The sequence below is a fragment of the Hydrogenophaga pseudoflava NBRC 102511 genome (assembly GCF_001592285.1).
GTDB classification, from domain to species: domain Bacteria; phylum Pseudomonadota; class Gammaproteobacteria; order Burkholderiales; family Burkholderiaceae_C; genus Hydrogenophaga; species Hydrogenophaga pseudoflava.
The window spans coordinates 224,415-244,139 of sequence record NZ_BCWQ01000001.1; the positions used below are offsets into that span (position 1 = coordinate 224,415).

Genomic DNA, 19,725 nt, shown 5'->3' on the forward strand with positions numbered 1-19,725 from the left:
CCTCCGTGGCGCGCCTGCGGCGCTTCGAGGGGGGACGGCCCCTGCGACCCGGCAAAGCCGGTTCCGCGGGGCCCCTGGGTGAAGTCATTTCGTCTTCGTTGTTTTTCTTCTGGAGAACTTCATGAGAGTGTTTGTTTCTGCTGTAGCGGCTGCTGTGCTTGCGCTGGGTTCCGGCGCTGCCTTCGCCGACGGCGAGGCGGCCATGAACAAGGCCGGGTGCATGGCCTGCCATGCCAAGGACAAGAAGCTGGTCGGGCCTTCGTTCAAGGACATTGCGGCCAAGTACAAGGGCCAGGATGTCACGGCCAAGCTGTTCGACAAGGTGCGCAAGGGCGGGTCCGGCGTGTTCGGTCCCATCCCCATGTCGCCCAACGGTCCCGACAAGATCGGTGATGCCGATCTCAAGGACGCCATCGCGGTGATCCTCAAGTCCTGATCCGGGAGGCCTGCCGTGCTGCGTACCGCTTTCATCCTGTCCGCGCTGTTGCTGGGGCCTGTGCTGGCCTTCGCGCAGTCGGAGCCTTCGCCCGAGGCCTCGCGTTCGCGGGAGCTGGTGCGCATGGTGCGGCAGGACTGCGGTTCGTGCCACGGCATGCGCCTGACCGGCGGCCTCGGCCCGGCGCTGACGCGTGAGGCCCTGGCCGAGTTTCCCCTCGACAGCCTGGCCGCCGTGATCTTCCACGGCCGGCCGGGCACCCCCATGCCGCCCTGGAAGGCGATGCTCAGCGAGCCCGAGGCGCGCTGGATCGCGCTGCGCCTGCAGCAGGGCTTTCCTGAAGAAGTGGTGAAAACGCCATGAAGCGCCGTGAATGGCTGTCCGCTGCGGCCACCCTCTCGTCCATCGCCGCCGTGGGCGGCCTCACCGGTTGCGCTGCGCCCGTGCTGCGCGGCACCGGCGACCTGGGCGTGGTCATCGGCCGCGCCAACGGCACGCTCTACCTGGTGGACACCTCCACCCGCGCGCTGATTGGCGAGGTGCCCGGCCTGGGCGACCTCTCGCACGCCTCGGTCGTGTTCTCGCGCGACGGGCGCTTTGCCTATGTGTTCGGGCGCGACGGCGCGCTCACCATGGTCGATCTGCTCACTCAGCGGATTGCCAAGCGCGTGATGCAGGCCGGCAACTCCATCGGTGGCGCCATCAGCGCCGACGGCACCCTGGTGGCGGCGCAGAACTACACGCCCGGTGGCGTGAAGGTGTTCGACGCGCGCACGCTGGAACTCGTCGCCGACATTCCGGCCGAATACGCGCCCGGCAAGCTGTCCCGCGTGGTCGGCCTCGTCGACCTGCCGGGCCGGCGTTTCGCCTACAGCCTGTTCGACGCCGACGCGATCTGGGTCACCGACTGTTCGGACCCGAAGAAGGTCACCACACAGAAATTCGACGGCATCGGCCGCCAGCCCTACGACGCGCTGGTCACGCCCGATGGCCGTCACTACATCGCCGGCCTGTTCGGCGAAGACGGTCTGGCCATGGTCGACCTCTGGGCCGACCAGCCCCAGGTGCGCCGCATCCTCGGCGGTTACGGCAAGGGCCAGGAGCCGCTGCCGGTCTACAAGATGCCGCACCTGCGCGGCTGGGCCGTGGCCGGGCGCCGCGCCTACCTGCCCGCCATCGGCCGGCACGAGGTGCTGGTGGTCGACACCGACAGCTGGCAGGAAGTCGGCCGCATCCCGGTCGCCGGCCAGCCGGTGTTCGTGATGGCGCGGCCCGACGGCCGCCAGGTCTGGGTCAACTTCTCGGTGCCCGACTACCACCGCGTGCAGGTCATCGACACCCAGCGCCAGCAGATCGTGCAGACCCTGGAGCCGGGCAAGGCCGTGCTGCACATGGAGTTCACGCCGCGTGGCGACACCGTGTGGATCAGCAGCCGCGACGAGAACCGCGTGAGCGTGATCGACACGCAGACCTTCGCCACCCGCGCGCGGCTTGACGTGCCCGCGCCCAGTGGCATCTTCTTTACCTCGCGCGCCGCGCGCATGGGGTTCTAAGCCGTGGACGCCGCGATGAACGCCGACCTGCGCCTGCTCAACGACTGGCAGCACGGCTTCCCGCTGTGCCGCGATCCCTTCGGTGTGCTCGCAGCGCAGACCGGACTGGACCGGGAAGAGGTGCTGGCGCAGTTGCAGGCCGCGCAGGACGATGGCCGCATCAGCCGCATCGGCGGCGTGTTCGCCCACGGCAGCGGTGGCGACGCGGTGCTGGCCGCCATGGCCGTTCCCCCGCACCGCATCGAGGCCGTGGCCGCCGCCGTCTCGGCCCACCCGGGCGTGAACCACAACTACCTGCGCGAGCACCACCACAACCTCTGGTTCGTGATGACCGGCGCCGACCGGCACGCCGTCGAGATGGGCGTGAGCGGGCTGGAACACGCCACCGGGCTGCCCGCCATGCGGCTGCGCATGGTCCGGCCCTACCGCATCGACCTGGGCTTCGATCTGGGCGGCGACACCGCGCACCAGCCCATGCGCGCCACCGCCGCCGTGGCCTCACTCGCGCCGTTGCCCTCCAGCCAGTGGCCGCTCGCGCGCCGCGTCGAGGCCGGCCTGCCGCTGGTGGAGCGCCCCTATGCCCAGTGGGCCGACGAACTCGGTGGCGACGAGGACGGTGTGACCGAGCGCATCGGGCAGTGGCTGGCCGAGGGCCGGCTCAAGCGCTTCGGTGTCGTGGTACGCCACCACGAACTGGGCTTTTCAGCCAACGCCATGACGGTGTTCGACGTGCCCGACGAGCGCGTGGACGCCTGCGGCCAGGCGCTGGCCGAACAGGCGGGCGTGACCCTGGCCTACCGCCGCACGCGCGCCGAGGGCTGGCCCTACAACCTCTACGCGATGGTGCACGGCACGAACCGCGAGGCGGTCATGGCCGTGATCGAGCGTGTGACCCACGCCGCCGGTCTGGCGAGCCATCCGCGCGAGGTGCTGTTCTCCACCCGCCGCTTCAAGCAGACCGGCGCACGCCGCTTCCGCGGCTGGAGCGTCGCGCCCGCCGCAGCCCCTTTGCCGGAGGTGCCCCATGGCTTCGCCCGATGACCTGCGCCTGATCGACCGCCTGCACGGAGGCTTTCCGCTCTGCGACCGGCCCTTTGCCGAGGTCGCCGCCACACTGGGCTGCACCGAGGACATGCTGATCGACCGTCTGCAGCGCCTGCTGGCGCATGGCGACCTCACGCGCTTCGGCCCGCTGTTCCAGATCGAACGCGCCGGTGGCCGCTTCGTGCTGGCCGCCATGGCCGTGCCTGAGGAGCGCTTCGATGCGGTGGCCGCGCAGCTGGGGGCGATGCCCGAGATCGCCCACAACTACCGCCGCGAGTCGGCCCACCCCGACCAGCCCGGCGCCACGCCGCTGAACATGTGGTTCGTGATCGCGGTCGAACACGCCGACCAGGTGGACCGCGTGACCCAGGACATCGAGGCCATGACCGGCCTGCCGGTCTACGCCTTTCCCAAGGAGCGCGAGTTCTTTGTCGAACTGCGCCTGCCCCTGCTGCCCGGAGGCCACCATGTCCCTGGATGAACTGGACCGCCGCATCATCCGCGCCACCCAGTCGGGCCTGCCGCTGGTGCCCCGCCCCTACGAGGCCGTGGGCGCGGCGCTGGGCATCAGCGGCGAACAGGTGCGCGAGCGCCTGCAGGCCATGCTGGAAGAAGGCCTGGTCCGCCGCATTGGCGCCGTGCCCAACCACTACCGCCTGGGCTTCACCGCCAACGGCATGAGCGTGTGGGACGTGGCCGACGAACGCGTCGACGAACTCGGCGAACGCATCGGCCAGCTGCCCTTCGTGAGCCACTGCTACCGCCGCCCGAGAAAGCCGCCGGTCTGGCCGTACAACCTGTTCGCCATGCTGCACGGCCGCTCGCGCGACGAGGTCGAGGCCCAGGCGCAGCAGGTCGCGGCCCTGCTCGGCGACGCCTGCCGCGCGCACGACATCCTCTATTCCACCGCCATCCTCAAGAAGACAGGATTGCGGATTTCCGAAAGCTGAGAACCATGTTCCGCATCAGCCAGTACATGCGCGAACTCGCGCAAGCCGAACAGACCGGGCAGTGGCCCGCCGCCAGCCGCCGCGGGTCGGGCACGCCGCCCGGACCCGTCGTGATCTGGAACCTCATCAGACGCTGCAACCTCACCTGCAAACACTGCTACGCACTCTCGGCCGACCACGACTACACGGGTGAGCTGAGTGGCGACGAGGTGGCCACGGTGATGGACGACCTCAAGGCCTTCCGTGTGCCGGTGCTCATCCTCTCGGGCGGCGAGCCGCTGATGCGGCCGGACCTCTTCGAGATCGCCGAGCGCGCCAAACGCATGGGCTTCTACACCGGCCTGTCCACCAACGGCACGCTGATCGACGCGCCCATGGCCGACCGCATCGCCGCGCAGGGTTTCGACTACGTGGGCATCAGCCTGGACGGCCTGCGCGAAACACACGACAAGTTCCGCCGGCTCGAAGGGGCCTTCGACCGCAGCCTGGCGGCGGTGCGCCTGCTGCGCGAGCGCGGCGTCAAGGTCGGCCTGCGCTACACCATGACCGCGATGAACGCGCACGACTTCGCGCCACTGCTCGACCTGATGCGCGCCGAGCGGGTCAACAAGTTCTATTTCTCGCACCTGAACTACGCCGGCCGCGGCAACATCCACCGCGGCAAGGACGCGCAGTTCCAGTCCACCCGCGACGCGCTGGACCGGCTGTACGACCGCGCCTGGCAGGCCGCGCGCGACGGGCTGGACGAGGAGTACGTGACCGGCAACAACGACGCCGACGGCCCCTACCTGCTGCAGTGGGTGGCGCAGCGCTTCCCGCGCTGGACCGAGGCCCTGCGCGAACGCCTGGTGGCCTGGGGCGGCAACGCCAGCGGCGTGAACGTCGCCAACATCGACAACCTCGGCGAGGTCCACCCCGACACCATGTGGTGGCACCACGCCCTGGGCAATGTGCGCCAGCGGCCGTTCTCGCAGATCTGGATGGACACGTCCGACCCGCTGATGGCCGGGCTCAAGGCCAGCCCGCGCCCGGTGGAAGGGCGCTGCGCGAAATGCCAACACTTCGCCATCTGCGGCGGCAACACCCGCACGCGGGCGCAGCAGCTGACCGGCAACGCCTGGGCCGAGGACCCGGGCTGCTACCTGAGCGACGAAGAGATCGGTCTGCCGGCCGGTGACGCCACGGCGTCCACCCGCCGCACGACCATCCTGCTGAAGGAGGTGGACCATGTCTGAACCCGCGAACCGCTGGACCGAACGTCTGGCCAATACCGCACGCGCCGCGCTGGTGCTGGGCCTGTGCTGGATGGGCGTGGACATGGCCGGCGCGCAGACCATCGACGCCAAGGCCCTGTACCAGCAGAACTGCGCCGCCTGCCATGGCGAGCAGCGCACCGGCGCCATGGGCCCGGCCCTGCTGCCCGAAAGTCTGGAGCGCCTGCGCCCGGCCGAGGCGCTGAAGGTCATCCAGCAGGGACGCCCCGCGACGCAGATGCCGGGCTTTGCCCAGCAGCTCAGCGCCGAAGAGATCAACGCGCTGGCGACCCACATCCGCACCCCGGTGCTGCCCGCCCCGCGCTGGACCGAGGCCGACATCCGTGCCTCCCGCACCTTCAATGAAGCGCCCAAGGGCGAGCCGGCGAAGCCGCTGTGGTCCGCCGACCCGATGAACCTGTTCGTGGTCGTCGAAGGGGGTGATCACCACATCAGCCTGCTCGACGGCGACAAGTTCGAAGTCATCACCCGCTTTGCCAGCCGCTTCGCGCTGCACGGCGGCCCCAAGTTCACGCCCGATGGGCGCTACGTGTTCTTCGGCTCGCGCGACGGCTGGATCACCAAGTACGACCTCTGGCGCCTGCGCGTGGTGGCCGAGGTGCGCGCTGGCCTGAACATGCGCAACGTGGCGGTGAGCGGCGACGGCCAATGGGTCATGGCCGCCAACTACCTGCCGCACAGCGTGGTGCTGTTCGACGCCGACCTGAACCTCCGGCAGACCTACGCCGCCGCCACGCTGGACGGCAAGGCCACTTCGCGCGTGTCGGCCGTGTACGACGCCACGCCGCGCAACAGCTTCGTTGTCGCGCTCAAGGACATCCCCGAGCTCTGGGAGATCTCCTACGACCCGAAGGCCGCGCCGATCTACGACGGCCTGGTGCACGACTACAAGATGGGCGAGGCGATCGCCAAACCCGGCTTCCTGGGCGTGCGCCGCACGCCGCTGGAGGAGCCGCTGGACGACTTCTTCTTCGACCAGAGCTACCGCCATGTGCTGGGGGCCACACGGCCGAAGGACGTCTCCACATCCGGGCCGAAAACCGGCGACGGCGCGGCCACCGCGCAGGTGGTCAACCTCGACGTGCGCCGCAAGATCGCCGACCTGCCCATCGCCGGCATGCCGCACCTGGGCTCGGGCATCACCTTCGCCTGGAACGGCAGCACCGTGCTGGCCTCTCCGAACTTGAAAGGCGGCGCCATCGACGTGATCGACATGAAGACCTGGAAGCCGGTCGCTACCATCCCCACGCCCGGTCCGGGTTTTTTCATGCGCAGCCACGAGAACAGCCGCTATGCCTGGACCGACTCGATGATGAGCCCGACCGCCAAGGACACCATGACCCTCATCGACAAGACCACGCTGCAGCCCGTGGCCACGGTGAAGGAACCCGGCAAGACCCTGGCCCACATCGAGTTCACCAAGGACGGCAAGTACGCACTGGCCAGCGTCTGGGAAATGGACGGCGCGCTGATCGTCTACGACGCCGCCACCTTCAAGGAAGTCAAGCGCCTGCCCATGAGCAAGCCGGTGGGCAAGTACAACGTATGGAACAAGATCACGCGCTCCGAGGGCACCTCGCATTGACGTCGGCGGTTCATCATGAGCCGCGCCTGGCCGGCGACGGTGTGGTCTGGTTGCTGGTGCTGGCCGAGCTGCTGACCTTTGGTCTGCTCTTCGTCTCGTTCGCGGTCACCCGCCACCTGCAACCCGAGGTGTTCGGCCCCGGCCAGGCCGCATTGAGCCTGCACACCGGGGCCCTCAACACCCTGCTGCTGGTGGCGGCCAGCTGGGCCGCCGTGCGCGCGGTGCGCTGCTTTGAAGCGGACCAGGGCCGGGCGGGCGCGCACTGGCTGCTGGCCGCGCTGTCCGGCGCGATCGGTTTCCTGGTCGTCAAGACCCACGAGTTCGCGGGCAAGGTGCAGGCAGGTTTCGACTGGGCCACCGATTCGTTCACGCTGCTCTACACCCTGCTCACCGGCTTTCACTACCTGCACGTGCTGGTGGGCGCCATCGTGTTCGCCGTGCTCTGGTTCAAGGCCCGCGCCGGCGCCTACGGGCGGGCCAACCACATGGGCCCGGCCTCGGGCGCGGTGTTCTGGCACATGGTCGACCTGCTGTGGATGGTGCTGTTCCCGCTGGTCTACGTCATCCGCTGAAGGCTGTGAAGAACATGCGATTGAACAAGGCCGACACCATCTTCGCGCTGCTCGCGCTCGCCACCCTGGCCAGCTGGTGGCTGGGGGAGGGCGCGGCCGTCAGCGGCCAGCACCTGGGCACGGTGGCGACACTCGCCGTGCTCGCGCTCTCGGCGCTCAAGGGCGCGCTGATCGCGCTGGACTACATGGAACTGCGCCAGGCCCCCGCGCTGTGGCGCCGCGCGGTGATGGGCTGGCTGGTGGTGGTGCTGGGGCTGATCGCCGTGGTCAGCATGGGCCTGCGCGTCTGATCAGCGCCCCCGCCGCACCGCCTGCACCATCACCGCGCCAAACAGCACAAACGCCAGCGCGTGGCCCGCGCCTGCCGCCGCCAGTCCATCCGCCCAGCCCGTGACCGATGCCACCACCCGCAGCGCCAGGCTCACCCCCAGCACCGCCAGCGGCAGCAGCGCCCAGCGCGTGGGCTCGGGCCGCCAGCCGGCCAGGGCCGGCAGCATGATGGGAGCGTGGCCGAAGACCATGGCCATGACGAAACCCAGCCAGAGCGCGTGCCAGGCGACGGTCTGGCCCATCAGCCCCAGCACCGACCCCGTCGCCAGCCAGACGTAGCCGACCACAAGGCAGATGGCGGTGTGGCCGGCCCAGCCTTTGGCGCGCCACTGGCGCGTGGCCACGTCCCAGCGCAGCAGCCAGGCGGCCAGCAGGGCCATGGTGGTCCACCACAGCACCGCGGCCACACCGGGTTGCCACAGCGCCAGCAGCACCGCGGCCACTGCACCGGCCCAGACCAGCAGGAAGGCTTTCGAGGCCCACCCGGGCAGCTTCACCAGCCGCGTCAGTTCGCGCCGTTCGCCGGCGATGGTCAGCACCAGGAAGGCGCTCCAGCCGATGCGGGCGGCGTCCATCTGGCCCATCGCGAAGGCGGCGTTGGCCACCAGCAGGGCCAGCGCACCCGAGGCCTCCACCGCCAGCGGCAGCGACATGGCGCGGTTCGATCCGGCCCAGGCGTAGAGCCACACCAGCCCGGCGGCCGAGGCCACCCACAGCACGCCCGCAGCGGTCCATTGGCCCACGCCCCAGGCCAGCCAGCCGCCCAGGGCCGCCAGCACCGGCACCCACAGGCCGCGCCGCAGCGCGACCACGCGTTCGAGCGCGATCAGGGCGCCGAAGAAGCCGGCCATCATCACCGCGCCGTGGGCCGTGATGGCGTGGGCGCCGGTGGGGCCGAAGCCCTGCGCGGGCAGGCTGCCCAGGCGCACCAGGCCGCCACCCACGGCGCCCAGCAGGTTGGTGATGGCCATGAGCACGGCCAGACCGACGGCCCAGCGGGGCAGGGGCGGAGGCTCGGCCGGGCGCACAGGGCGGGGTGGCCTGGGGGGCGGATTCACCATCCGAAGCGCGCCCGCAGCGCCGGCGCCAGCCGCTCGGGCGACCACTCGGTGTCCCAGTCCATCTGCACGTCCACCGTGGTGCCGGGCGGGCAGACACGCTGCACGGCGGTCAGGGCGTCGTCCACCATCACATCGGCCATGGGGCAGGTGGCGCTGGTGGGAATGAGCGTGACGGCGACCGAGGCGCCGTCGATGCGCACCTCGCCGACCACACCCAGGTCCACCAGGTTCTCGCCCATTTCGGGGTCGTCCACGGTGGCCAGGGCGGCCATGACGGCGCTGTGCAGGTCGGCGCCCGGTGCGTTCGTATCGGTCTTTGTGTCCATGGAACCTCACTGTGAACGGGCCTTGTGACCCCATCCTTGAACCAGTTCAAGGACGATACCCGAGCAAAACAGGAGGATACGCGCCATCAACCAGTGATGGAGGGCTTCCATGAGCCAGACGCAAAGCGGGTTTACCAAACAGACCGCCCGCAACATGTTCTACGGTGGCAGCGTGTTTTTCGCGCTGCTTTTCGCGGTGATCGTGTTCGACACCGAGAAACGCATCCCCGAGCGCTCCAACGCGCAGGCGATCACACCCGCCGTCGTGGCGGGCAAGAAGATCTGGGAGACGCGCAACTGCATCGGCTGCCACACGCTGCTGGGCGAGGGCGCCTACTTCGCCCCCGAGCTGGGCAACGTCTACAAGCGCCGTGGTGGCGACTTCATCAAGGGCTGGATGAAGGCCATGCCCACGGGGGCGCCGCACCGCCGCCAGATGCCGCAGTTCGACCTGAACGAGCAGCAGCTCAACGATCTGGTCGAGTTCCTCAAGTGGACCGGCGAGATCAACACCGAGAAGTGGCCGCCCAACATCGAAGGCTGACCGGAGAAGCACCATGACCATCGCAACACTCAAGTACCAGAGCCAGTCGGTCTCCAGGAACTACTTCATCGCCGCCATGGTGCTGTTCGCCGGACAGGTGATCTTCGGCATCACCCTCGGCCTGCAGTACGTGATCGGGGATCTGTTCTTCCCCTACATCCCCTTCAACGTGGCCCGCATGGTCCACACCAACCTGCTCATCGTGTGGCTGCTGTTCGGCTTCATGGGCGCGGCCTACTACATGGTGCCGGAGGAGTCCGAAACCGAGCTGTATTCGCCCTTGCTGGCGAAGATCCTGTTCTGGGTCTTCCTGGCGGCCGGTGCGCTGACCATCGTCGGCTACCTCACGCTGCCCTACGCCAAGCTGGCCGAACTCACCGGCAACCAGTTGCTGGAGACCATGGGCCGCGAGTTCCTGGAACAGCCGCTGCCGACCAAGATCGGCATCGTGATCGTGGCGCTGGCCTTCCTGTTCAACATCACCATGACCGTGCTCAAGGGCCGCAAGACCGCCATCACGGTGGTGCTGCTGATGGGCCTGTGGGGCCTGGCGATCTTCTTCCTGTTCAGCTTCGTCAACCCGCACAACCTGGTGCGCGACAAGATGTACTGGTGGTTCGTCGTCCACCTCTGGGTGGAAGGCGTGTGGGAGCTGATCCTGGGCGCGCTGCTGGCCTATGTGCTGGTCAAGACCACCGGTGTGGACCGTGAGGTGATCGACAAGTGGCTGTACGTGATCATCGCCTTCGCGCTGATGACCGGCATCCTGGGCACGGGCCACCACTTCTTCTTCATCGGCCTGCCCGGCTACTGGCAGTGGATCGGCTCGATCTTCTCGGCCATGGAACCCATTCCGTTCTTCATGATGACGGTGTTCGCCTTCAACATGGTGCAGCGCCGCCGCCGCGAACACCCGAACCAGGCCGCCGTGCTGTGGGCCGTGGGGACCTCGGTCATGGGCTTCCTGGGCGCCGGCCTGTGGGGCTTCATCCACACGCTCAGCCCGGTCAACTACTACACCCACGGCTCGCAGATCACCGCCGCCCACGGTCACCTGGCCTTCTACGGTGCCTATGTGCTGGTGGTCATCACGCTGATCAGCTACGCCATGCCCACGCTGCGCGGCCGCATCGCCAACAGCCAGAAGGCCCAGTCCGCCGAGATGTGGAGCTTCTGGGTCATGACCATCGGCATGTCCGTGATGGTGCTGGCCCTGACCGGCGCCGGCATCCTCCAGGTCTGGCTGCAGCGCATGCCCACCGAAGGCGCCATGGGCTTCATGGCCACGCAGGACCAGCTGGCTTTCTTCTACTGGACCCGCGTCGCCGGTGGCGTGATCTTCCTGCTCGGCCAGTTGCTGTACTTCGCCAGCTTCTTCATCGGTGGCGAGCCGGTGCGCGCCGACACCGTGAAGACCAGCGCAGGTGGTGGCGTGCTCGGTGCCCGTCCCGCACAGCGCGCCTGATGGAACGAGGACACGGTCATGGACCACAGTGAACAGCAGCATCTGGTGAATGCCCCGTTCTACGCCGAACAGGCCGGCGAGGTCGCACTCTTCGAGCACGCCTTCCGCCAGCGCCTGCCGGTGCTGATCAAGGGCCCCACCGGCTGCGGCAAGACCCGCTTCGTGGAGCACATGGCCGCGCGCCTGGGCCGGCCACTCATCACCGTGAGCTGCCACGACGACCTGAGCGCGGCCGACCTGGTCGGCCGCCACCTGATCGGCGAGCAGGGCACGGTCTGGGCCGACGGCCCGCTGGCCCGCGCGGTGCGCAGCGGCGCCATCTGCTACCTCGACGAGGTGGTGGAAGCCCGCAAGGACACCACCGTGGTGCTGCACCCGCTGGCCGACGACCGCCGCGTGCTGCCCATCGAACGCACCGGCGAACAGCTGGTGGCGCCCCAGGGCTTCATGCTGGTGGTCAGCTACAACCCCGGCTACCAGAACCTGCTCAAGAGCCTCAAGCCCAGCACGCGCCAGCGCTTCGTGGCGCTGACCTTCGGCTACCCCGCGCCCGACGTGGAGCGCGGCATCGTGGTGGCCGAGGCGGGTGTCGAACCCGCGCTGGCCGAACGCCTGGTGACGCTGGCGCAGGCCTTGCGCCGCCTGACCGACCACGACCTCGAAGAAACCGTGAGCACGCGCCTGCTGGTGATGGCGGCGCGCCTGGTCGCCAGCGGCCTGCCGCTGCACGTGGCCTGCCGTTCGGCCATCGTCGACGCGCTGACCGACGACTTCGAGACCGCCGCCGCGCTCGACGAGGTGGTGGTCGCCATCCTCGGAACCCGCACCTGAATTCCGTTTGCAGCGGCGGCGCTGCGCCTTCCTCCTCGTTTGCCACACAAACATGCAGCGCCGCCGCCTCTTCTTCCAGCTCGGCTTCTTCGCCCTGTTCCTGCTGGCCCCCGCACTGAACCTGCTGCGCTTCGACCTGCACGAGGCCCAGCTCTGGGTCTTGGGCCAGCGCTGGAGTCTGGGCATCGACGCCTTCCGCGCCGGCGAGATCAGCGCCAACCAGGCCGCCATCCAGATCTTCGTCAGGGCCTTCCTGCCCGCCATCGTGCTGATCGTCGCCTTCCTGGGCGTGGCCTGGAAGTACGGCCGCCTCTACTGCGGCTGGCTCTGCCCGCACTTCACGCTGGTGGAAACGCTCAACACCGCGCTGCACCGCGCCTGCGGCAAGCTCAGCATCTGGGACAAACACCGCACCCGGCGCGCAGGCGTCCAGCCCTCGGCCCGCTGGTGGCCGGTGTTCTTCACGCTCTGCGCCGTGTTCGGCTTCCTCTGGGCCATCACGCTGCTGACCTACCTGCTGCCACCGGCCGAAATCTGGGGTGGTCTGTTCAGCGGCACGCTCACGCCCAACCAGGCGCGCTTTCTCATCGCGGGATCGCTCATCTTCACGCTGGAATTTGCCTTCGCTCGCCACCTGTTCTGCCGCTTCGGCTGCGCGGTGGGCCTGTTCCAGAGCCTGGTCTGGATGGCCAACCCCAAGGGCATGGTGGTGGCGTTTGACCGCGACAACGCCCGCGACTGCCGCACCTGCACCACCGCCACCTACCCGCAGGGTTCGGCCTGCGACAACGGCTGTCCCATGCGCCTGCACCCGCGCAACATCAAACGCATGATGTTCTCGTGCGTGCAGTGCGGCCAGTGCCTGGATTCGTGTGAAGAAACGCGGACCGCTCAAAAGAGCGAGCCGCTGCTGGAATGGAAGGTCGGCGCCGACGCGGTGCGCGAAACATTGCGCCAACGCAAGGCCGAGCGCGAGGCGGCCGCCGTCCTCGAAAGGAACGTCTGATGGAAGAGTGGGTCGGCAAACAGTGGGACCGCTTCATCCGCCGCGCGGCCCACCGCCAGCACGATGCGGCCGCGGTCACCCTCGGCGACATGCAGCGCACGCTGCACCTGATGTTCCGCGCCGCAGGCGGCGCACCGGCGGTGCGGGTGGCGCCCGCGGCCGAGACCCGCGTGGGCGGCGCCCGCGACTGGTTGCAGCGCGTGGCCGGCACCGGCACCCACGCGGCCACCGGCCGGCTGGAACCCGAGGCGCTGTCGCTGCCGCCGGTGATCGCCGTGCACGCCGACCCGGCGCTCAACCGCGCGCTCTACCTGTGGCTGGCCGCGCTGGCCGCCCACATCGAACCCAGCGGCGACTGGATCGCCGACAACCGGCGCGCCACGCAGCGTGCGCTGGCCACCTTCCCCGGTCTGGCCGAACGCCACACCCAGCTGCTGGCTGCCGAAACCGCACTGCGGCCAGCCCCCTCGCGCCTGCGCGGCCGAGCCGCCGAGGCCGAGCGCCGGGTGCAGCAGGCGCTGGCCGGGCAGGACGATGAACCCGTGGGCGGCCATCCGGTCGGCGATGTTCGGCCCGACGAGGTGGCGCCGGTCTGGCTCTGGCTGGACACCACGGCCGCAGCCGCCGCCGCGCCGGTGGCGCGCGACCAGGACCCCGAGGCATCGGGCGCCGAGCGCCCAGCCACCACCCAGGACGCGCGCCGCCGCCGTGCGCAGACGGTGGCCGACGAACGCGACAAGGCGCCGCTGATGATGTTCTTCCGCGCCGAATCCATCCTGTCCTGGGGCGAGTTCGTCAAGGTCAACCGCGCCAGCGACGATGACGACGACGGCAATGCGCTGGCCGCGGCCAATGACATGGATGTGCTCGCGATCGCGCCCGACGGACAGACCACGGCCTCGCGCGTGAAGTTCGACCTTGACCTGCCCAGCGCCGCCGCCGACGACCGGCCGCTCGGCCCCGGCATCCGTCTGCCCGAGTGGGACTGGCGCCGCGGGCAGCTGATCGAAGACCACTGTGCGCTGCAGACCCTGGTGACGGCCGAGCCACCGGTTTTTTCGCCACCGCCGGCCCTGAAGGTCACGGCCCGCCGCGTGCGCCGCCGCATGGAGGTGCTGCGCGGCGGCATGGGCCGTCTGCACGCCCAGCCCGAAGGCGACGAGCTCGATCTGGACGCCTGGGTGCGCCACGCCGTGGAAGCGGCGGCCGCACCGCGCAGCGAGTCGCCCGCGGTGTTCAGTCGTCGGGTGCGCAGCGAGCGCAGCCTGGCCACGCTGCTGCTGGCCGACCTCTCCCTGTCCACGGACGCCTACGCCACGCAGACCGCGCGTGTGATCGATGTGATCCGCGACGCGCTCTATGTGTTCGGCGAGGCGCTCTCCGCCAGCGGCGACCCGTTCGAGATGCTGGGCTTTTCCTCGGTGCGGCGGCAGAACGTGCGCATCCACCAGCTCAAGGGCTTCGACGAGCCCTGGGGGTCACGGCCCCGCGACCGCGTGGGGGCCATCAAGCCCGGCTACTACACCCGCATGGGCGCGGCCATCCGCCACGCCACCGCGCGGCTGGCCGAGCGGCCCGAACGCCAGCGCCTGCTGCTGTTGCTGACCGACGGCAAGCCCAACGACCTGGACGTGTACGAAGGCCGCTACGGTCTGGAGGACACGCGCCACGCGGTGCAGGCCGCGCGCACGGCCGGTCTGCTGCCGTTCTGCATCACCATCGACGAGACCGCCCACGACTACCTGCCCGCGCTGTTCGGCGACCAGGGCTATGCGCTGGTGCGGCGTCCGCAGGAACTGGTCAACAAGCTCTCGGCGGTCCACCAGCGCTTCATGGCCCGTGCCGCCTGAAGGGCTGTCCGGTTCTGGTCGCGGTTCGCGGCTACAGTCGGTGGCTCCACCGACCCGACCGCCTGTTTCCATGGACCTGTCCCGCTTCGACCTGCCGCGCTACCTCTCGATGCTGCCCCTGTTCCAGGAGATGCAGGCGCCCGAGCTGCAGCGCCTGGCCCAGGGCGCCCAGTTGCGCGAGTTCGCGCGTGGCGCCGACATCTTCCGCATTGGCGACCCCTGCGACGAGTTCCACGTCACCGTGGCGGGCCAGGTCAAGCTGTTCGCCATCTCGCCGGCCGGGCAGGAAAAAATCATCGAGCTCGTCGGGCCGGGCAACAGCTTCGCCGAGGCGCTGATGTTCATGCAACGGCCCTACATCATCAACGCCCAGGCCCTGACCGACACCCTGCTGCTGAGCGTGTCGCGCGCGGCGGTGATGCACGAGATCCAGGGCGACGCGCAGTTCTGCATGCGCATGCTCGCAGGCCTCTCGCGCCGCCTGCACGGCCTGGTCAACGACGTGCAGGCCTATTCGCTGCACAGCGGTGTCGAGCGCGTGATCGGCTACCTGATGCGCGACCTGCCCGAAGAGGGCGGCGAGGCCGCGGCCAGCGTGCTGCTGCCGGTGAGCAAGGCCTCCATCGCCTCGCGCCTGTCGATGACGCCGGAGTACTTCTCCAAGGTTCTGCGCGAACTGGAAGACCAGGGCCTGATCGAGGTCGACAAGCGCGAGATCCGGTTGCTGGACACCCAGCGCTTGAGCCGCTACCCCTTGCAGTGAAGGTGGCCCGTACACTCGCCGCCCTATGTTGATTCTCGGATTCGAGTCTTCCTGCGACGAAACCGGTGTCGCCCTGGTCGACGCCAGTGGCGACGCCACGCCGCGCCTGCTGGGTCACGCGCTGCACAGCCAGATCGAGATGCACCAGGCCTACGGCGGCGTGGTGCCCGAGCTGGCCAGCCGCGACCACATCCGCCGCGTGCTGCCGCTGACCGACGCGGTCATGGCCCAGGCCGGCCTGCCGCTGTCGGCGGTGGACGCGATCGCCCACACCCGCGGCCCCGGCCTGGCTGGAGCGCTGCTGGTGGGCTCGGGCGTGGCCTGCGCGCTGGGCATGGCGCTGGGCAAACCGGTGATCGGCGTGCACCACCTTGAAGGCCACCTGCTGTCGCCCTTCCTGAGCGCAGACCCGCCGCAGTTTCCCTTCGTCGCGCTGCTGGTTTCCGGCGGGCACACCCAGCTGATGCGGGTGGACGGGGTGGGGCGCTACGAACTGCTGGGCGAGACCATCGACGACGCCGCCGGCGAGGCGTTTGACAAGTCGGCCAAGCTGCTGGGTCTGGGCTACCCGGGCGGGCCGGCGCTGTCGAAGCTGGCCCAGCAGGGCGACCCGGCGGCCTACAAGCTGCCACGGCCGCTGCTGCACAGCGGCGATCTGGACTTCTCCTTTGCCGGCCTCAAGACGGCGGTGCTCACACAGGTCAAGCGCCTGGCCCAGGCGCACCCGGATGGCCCGGCCACCAGCCACCTGGCCGACCCGCTGACGGCGCAGCAGAAGGCCGACGTGGCCGCCAGCGCGCAGGCCGCCATCGTGGACGTGCTGGTGAAGAAGTCGCTCGCGGCGCTCGACCAGACCGGCCTGCAGCGCCTCGTGGTCGCTGGTGGCGTGGGCGCCAACAGCCGGCTGCGCGAGCAGCTCAACGCCGCCTGCGCCCGGCGCAAGGTCCGCGTGCACTACCCCGAGCTGCACCTGTGCACCGACAACGGCGCCATGATCGCCCTGGCCGCAGGCCTGCGCGTGCAGGCCGGTCTGGCGGATCTGGCGCCGGGTGGCTACCACTTCGACGTGCGCCCACGCTGGCCACTGGCCGAGTTGTCGGCCGACACCGCCGTCTGATCCTTCCGCCCGAACCCGCGCCATACCCGGGTGGGGTAGCCTCTGTAATTATGAATTAGACTGCGATCAATCTGTCGCGTAGGTGACTCCTTGCGGCGGTGAACCACGGAGCCCACCAATATGCAATTCACTGAACACTTCTCGCGCCGCGGCGCCCTGGCCGCCCTGTTCGCGGCGTCCCTGTCATGCACCAGCGCCTGGGCGCAGCCTGCGGCCGAGCCCATCCGCATCGGCATGATCGAAGGCCTCTCGGGCCCGGTGGGCAACGCCGGCGAGGCGGTGTACCGCAACCTGGTCTGGGCCACGGAGCGCGTCAACGCGCGCGGCGGCGTGAAGCTGCCGGCCTCGCAAGGGGGCAGCCGGCCTCTGGAGGTGGTTCGCTTCGACAGCAAGGGCCAGACCGAAGAGGCGCTCTCGGGTCTGCGCTCGGCCGTCGACAAGGGCATCACCATCGTCGCGCAGGGCAATTCGTCGGCCGCGGCGGCCGGTCTGATCGACGCCATCAACAAGCACAACGAGCGCGAGCCCGCGCGCCAGGTGGTGTTCCTCAACTACTCGGCGGTCGACCCGCTGCTGACCAACGCCAAGTGCAGCTACTGGCACTTCCGCTTCGACGCCCACGCCGACATGCGCATGAGCGCGCTGATGAGCGTGCTCAAGGAAGATAAGGCGCTCAAGGGCATCTACCTGATCGGCCAGGACTATTCCTTCGGCCAGGCGGTGCTCGCCGAGGCGCGCCAGCAACTGGCGGCCCAGCGGCCGGACGTGAAGATCGTCGGCGACGAGCTGCACCCCATGGCCCGCATCAAGGACTTCGCGCCCTACGCCGCGAAGATCAAGGCCAGCGGCGCGCAGGCCGTACTCACCGGCAACTGGGGCAACGACCTGACCCTGCTGGTCAAGGCCGCCCGCGAGGTCGGTTTCGAAGGCAGCTTCTACACCTTCTACGGCAATGCCCTGGGCGCCCCGGCGGCCATGGGCGACGCCGGTATCGGCAAGGTGGTGGCCGTGGCCGACTGGTTCCCCAATGTGCCGACGCGCGAGTCCGAAGCGTTCTACCAGTCGTTCCGCCAGCGCTTTCCCAGCTCGGCCGACGACTACGTGCACATGCGGATGCAGCTGATGATCGAAGCGCTGGCGCAGGCGATCGAGAAGGCCGGCTCGGTGAAGGCGGCCGACATCGCGTCCCAGCTGGAGAGGGCCCAGGTCACGCTGGCGGGCCAGACCGCCCGCATGCGCGCGGCCGACCACCAGTTCCAGCAGCCGCTGGCCGTGGCCGTGATGGACCGCCAAGGCGCGCCGGGTGTGAAGTTCGATGTCGAGGGCTCGGGCTACGGCTTCCGCGTCATCCGCCAGCTCACGCCCCAGCAGGCCGAGATGCCGCACAGCTGTAACATGGCACGTCCCTGATTGATTGGAGCGTTCATGCGGCCGGTGGTGGAGAGTCTGGAAGAGTCGCGCATTCGCGAAGTGGCCAATGCGGGCATGGGCCTGGATGGCGTGCTCAAGTTCTGGTTTGGCGAGAGCGACGAGGTCACGCCCGACTTCATCCGCGAGGCGGCGATTGCCTCGCTGAACGTGGGCGAAACCTTCTACGCCCACAACCTCGGCCTGCCCGAACTGCGCCACGCCATCGCCGGTTACACCCACACCCTGCACCCGCAACTGGCCACCGACCACTGGTTCGACCGCATCGCCGTCACCTCGGGCGGCGTCAATGGCCTGATGCTCGCGTCCCAGGCGCTGGCGGAGGCGGGCGACGAGGTGGTGGTGGTCACGCCGGCCTGGCCCAACCTTGTGGCGCAGCCGCAGATCATGGGCGCCCGGGTGCGCACCGTGCCGCTGACGGTGGCCGCCGATGGCGCCTGGGTGATGGATCTGGACGCCCTCCTGGCGTCGGTGACACCGGCCACGAAGCTGTTGATCCTCAACGCGCCCAACAACCCGACCGGCTGGACGCTGACCCGCGACGAGCAGGCCGCGATCCTGGCGCATTGCCGCCGCACCGGCACCTGGGTCCTGGCCGACGAGGTCTACGAACGCCTGTACTTCGCCGGCGACACGGTCAACGGTGCGGCGCCGAGCTTCCTGGACGTGGCCGAGCCCGATGACCGGCTGATCGTCGCCCACAGCTTTTCCAAGAGCTTCCTGATGACCGGCTGGCGCCTGGGCTGGCTGCTGCTGCCCAAGGCGCTGACGCACCCGGTCGGCAAGCTGATCGAATTCAACACCTCCTGTGCCCCCGTGTTCGTGCAGCGCGCCGCCACGGTGGCGCTGCAGCGCGGTGACGAGGTGACACCCGGGTTGGTGAAGCATCTCCAACGCTGCCGGGACACCCTGGTGCCCCTGCTGCGCGAGATCCCGGGCGTGCAGCTGGCCGAGCCCAAGGGCGGCATGTACGCCTTTTTCCGCCTCGAAGGCCAGGACGACTGTCTCGCCACCGCCAAGCGCCTGGTGCGGGAGGCGGGGCTGGGGCTGGCCCCGGGCAGTGCCTTCGGGCCGGAAGCCGCGGGCTGGCTTCGCTGGTGTTTTGCCAGCCGCGACCCGCAGCGCCTGGCCCAGGGCGCCGAGCGCCTGCGCCACTGGCTGCGCACTGCAGCCTGACCCACTGGTCTATAATGCGCGATTGTCGCCCGATCCGGGTGGCATCTTCACGCCCGTTGTGGCGGCCGGGTTTCTCCAGGGAAAGGTCGGCTGGCTGCGGCGGGTCGCACGTAACCAGACTGGAATCACCATGATCGAAAAAACCGTCAAGGCCGCTGTGGTGGCCGACAACGCCCGTGCTGCCAACGACACCGGCAGCCCCGAAGTGCAGGTCGCCATCCTGACCGCACGCATCAACGAACTGACCCCCCACTTCAAGCAGCACGCCAAGGACCACCACGGTCGCCGCGGTCTGCTGCGCATGGTCAGCCGCCGTCGCAAGCTGCTGGACTACCTCAAGTCCAAGGATGCCGACCGCTACATTGCCTTGATCGCCAAGCTGGGTCTGCGCAAGTAATCTTGAGCTTGCCGTGA

At 69.2% G+C, this 19,725-nt stretch carries 22 protein-coding genes; 20 read left to right on the plus strand and 2 right to left on the minus strand.

From position 1 onward, the window contains the following. Positions 1-121: 121 nt before the first annotated feature. The 10 genes from HPS01S_RS01140 to HPS01S_RS01185 all read left to right on the plus strand — a co-directional run bounded on the left by HPS01S_RS01140 (position 122) and on the right by HPS01S_RS01185 (position 7,704). A complete protein-coding gene (locus tag HPS01S_RS01140; RefSeq protein WP_066149983.1) occupies positions 122-436 on the plus strand; it encodes a c-type cytochrome in 315 nt (104 codons plus the stop codon). Positions 437-451: 15 nt separating this feature from the next. Beyond that, complete coding sequence (locus tag HPS01S_RS01145; protein WP_066149985.1) at positions 452-799, plus strand: c-type cytochrome; 348 nt, start codon at positions 452-454, stop codon at positions 797-799. Beyond that, on the plus strand, positions 796-1,989 hold the full coding sequence (locus tag HPS01S_RS01150; RefSeq protein ID WP_066149988.1) for a cytochrome D1 domain-containing protein: 1,194 nt from the start codon (positions 796-798) through the stop codon (positions 1,987-1,989). The genes HPS01S_RS01145 and HPS01S_RS01150 overlap by 4 nt, the downstream gene beginning before the upstream one ends. Before the next feature lie 15 nt (positions 1,990-2,004). After that, positions 2,005-3,030, plus strand: a complete 1,026-nt coding sequence (gene ahbB, locus HPS01S_RS01155) for a siroheme decarboxylase subunit beta (protein ID WP_066149991.1) — start codon at positions 2,005-2,007, stop codon at positions 3,028-3,030. Continuing rightward, entirely contained in the window at positions 3,014-3,514 is a 501-nt protein-coding gene (locus HPS01S_RS01160; RefSeq protein WP_066149994.1) for an Lrp/AsnC family transcriptional regulator, read from the plus strand. Before ahbB (HPS01S_RS01155) ends, HPS01S_RS01160 begins: the two co-directional genes overlap by 17 nt. Continuing rightward, complete coding sequence (gene ahbB / locus HPS01S_RS01165; RefSeq protein ID WP_066149997.1) at positions 3,501-3,983, plus strand: siroheme decarboxylase subunit beta; 483 nt, start codon at positions 3,501-3,503, stop codon at positions 3,981-3,983. Before HPS01S_RS01160 ends, ahbB (HPS01S_RS01165) begins: the two co-directional genes overlap by 14 nt. A 5-nt stretch (positions 3,984-3,988) precedes the next feature. Next, positions 3,989-5,218: a heme d1 biosynthesis radical SAM protein NirJ gene (nirJ, locus tag HPS01S_RS01170; protein WP_066150000.1), complete on the plus strand. Its 1,230-nt coding sequence runs from the start codon at positions 3,989-3,991 to the stop codon at positions 5,216-5,218. 70 nt (positions 5,219-5,288) lie between these two features. Next, on the plus strand, positions 5,289-6,842 hold the full coding sequence (locus HPS01S_RS01175) for a nitrite reductase (RefSeq protein ID WP_243721759.1): 1,554 nt from the start codon (positions 5,289-5,291) through the stop codon (positions 6,840-6,842). Further along, a complete protein-coding gene (locus HPS01S_RS01180; RefSeq protein ID WP_255284125.1) occupies positions 6,839-7,414 on the plus strand; it encodes a cytochrome c oxidase subunit 3 in 576 nt (191 codons plus the stop codon). The genes HPS01S_RS01175 and HPS01S_RS01180 overlap by 4 nt, the downstream gene beginning before the upstream one ends. A gap of 14 nt (positions 7,415-7,428) precedes the next feature. Next, positions 7,429-7,704 carry a cytochrome C oxidase subunit IV family protein gene (locus HPS01S_RS01185; RefSeq protein WP_084396979.1) on the plus strand — a complete coding sequence of 92 codons (276 nt, stop codon included), beginning with the start codon at positions 7,429-7,431 and terminating at the stop codon, positions 7,702-7,704. Here the strand turns inward: HPS01S_RS01185 and HPS01S_RS01190 are convergent, their stop codons facing one another. Both HPS01S_RS01190 and HPS01S_RS01195 read right to left on the minus strand, forming a co-directional pair. Further along, positions 7,705-8,715: a DUF8744 domain-containing protein gene (locus HPS01S_RS01190; RefSeq protein ID WP_084396982.1), complete on the minus strand. Its 1,011-nt coding sequence runs from the start codon at positions 8,713-8,715 to the stop codon at positions 7,705-7,707. Between the two features lie 83 nt (positions 8,716-8,798). After that, the gene (locus HPS01S_RS01195; RefSeq protein ID WP_066150018.1) at positions 8,799-9,131 is read right to left on the minus strand and encodes a metal-sulfur cluster assembly factor; all 333 of its coding nucleotides are present in this window, start codon (positions 9,129-9,131) and stop codon (positions 8,799-8,801) included. A gap of 109 nt (positions 9,132-9,240) precedes the next feature. Here HPS01S_RS01195 and HPS01S_RS01200 point away from each other — a divergent pair, with 109 nt between their 5' ends. From HPS01S_RS01200 to rpsO, 10 genes are all read left to right on the plus strand, one after another. Beyond that, positions 9,241-9,675, plus strand: a complete 435-nt coding sequence (locus tag HPS01S_RS01200; RefSeq protein WP_066150021.1) for a c-type cytochrome — start codon at positions 9,241-9,243, stop codon at positions 9,673-9,675. A gap of 13 nt (positions 9,676-9,688) precedes the next feature. Then, complete coding sequence (locus tag HPS01S_RS01205) at positions 9,689-11,140, plus strand: cbb3-type cytochrome c oxidase subunit I (RefSeq protein WP_066150024.1); 1,452 nt, start codon at positions 9,689-9,691, stop codon at positions 11,138-11,140. An 18-nt stretch (positions 11,141-11,158) separates the two neighbouring features. Continuing rightward, positions 11,159-11,971: a CbbQ/NirQ/NorQ/GpvN family protein gene (locus tag HPS01S_RS01210; RefSeq protein ID WP_066150027.1), complete on the plus strand. Its 813-nt coding sequence runs from the start codon at positions 11,159-11,161 to the stop codon at positions 11,969-11,971. A 52-nt stretch (positions 11,972-12,023) separates the two neighbouring features. Beyond that, a complete protein-coding gene (locus HPS01S_RS01215) occupies positions 12,024-12,977 on the plus strand; it encodes a 4Fe-4S binding protein (RefSeq protein WP_066150030.1) in 954 nt (317 codons plus the stop codon). Beyond that, entirely contained in the window at positions 12,977-14,827 is a 1,851-nt protein-coding gene (locus HPS01S_RS01220) for a nitric oxide reductase activation protein NorD (RefSeq protein WP_066150033.1), read from the plus strand. The genes HPS01S_RS01215 and HPS01S_RS01220 overlap by 1 nt, the downstream gene beginning before the upstream one ends. A gap of 70 nt (positions 14,828-14,897) precedes the next feature. Next, on the plus strand, positions 14,898-15,590 hold the full coding sequence (locus HPS01S_RS01225) for a Crp/Fnr family transcriptional regulator (RefSeq protein ID WP_066150037.1): 693 nt from the start codon (positions 14,898-14,900) through the stop codon (positions 15,588-15,590). A gap of 25 nt (positions 15,591-15,615) precedes the next feature. Beyond that, positions 15,616-16,707 carry a tRNA (adenosine(37)-N6)-threonylcarbamoyltransferase complex transferase subunit TsaD gene (gene tsaD, locus HPS01S_RS01230; RefSeq protein WP_066150040.1) on the plus strand — a complete coding sequence of 364 codons (1,092 nt, stop codon included), beginning with the start codon at positions 15,616-15,618 and terminating at the stop codon, positions 16,705-16,707. 120 nt (positions 16,708-16,827) lie between these two features. Then, positions 16,828-18,117 (plus strand): branched-chain amino acid ABC transporter substrate-binding protein, encoded by a 1,290-nt coding sequence (locus HPS01S_RS01235; protein ID WP_066150043.1) that lies wholly within the window; start codon positions 16,828-16,830, stop codon positions 18,115-18,117. Positions 18,118-18,132: 15 nt separating this feature from the next. Next, on the plus strand, positions 18,133-19,311 hold the full coding sequence (locus HPS01S_RS01240) for a pyridoxal phosphate-dependent aminotransferase (protein WP_066150045.1): 1,179 nt from the start codon (positions 18,133-18,135) through the stop codon (positions 19,309-19,311). Positions 19,312-19,441: 130 nt separating this feature from the next. Continuing rightward, entirely contained in the window at positions 19,442-19,708 is a 267-nt protein-coding gene (gene rpsO, locus HPS01S_RS01245; protein WP_066150048.1) for a 30S ribosomal protein S15, read from the plus strand. Positions 19,709-19,725 lie beyond the last annotated feature (17 nt).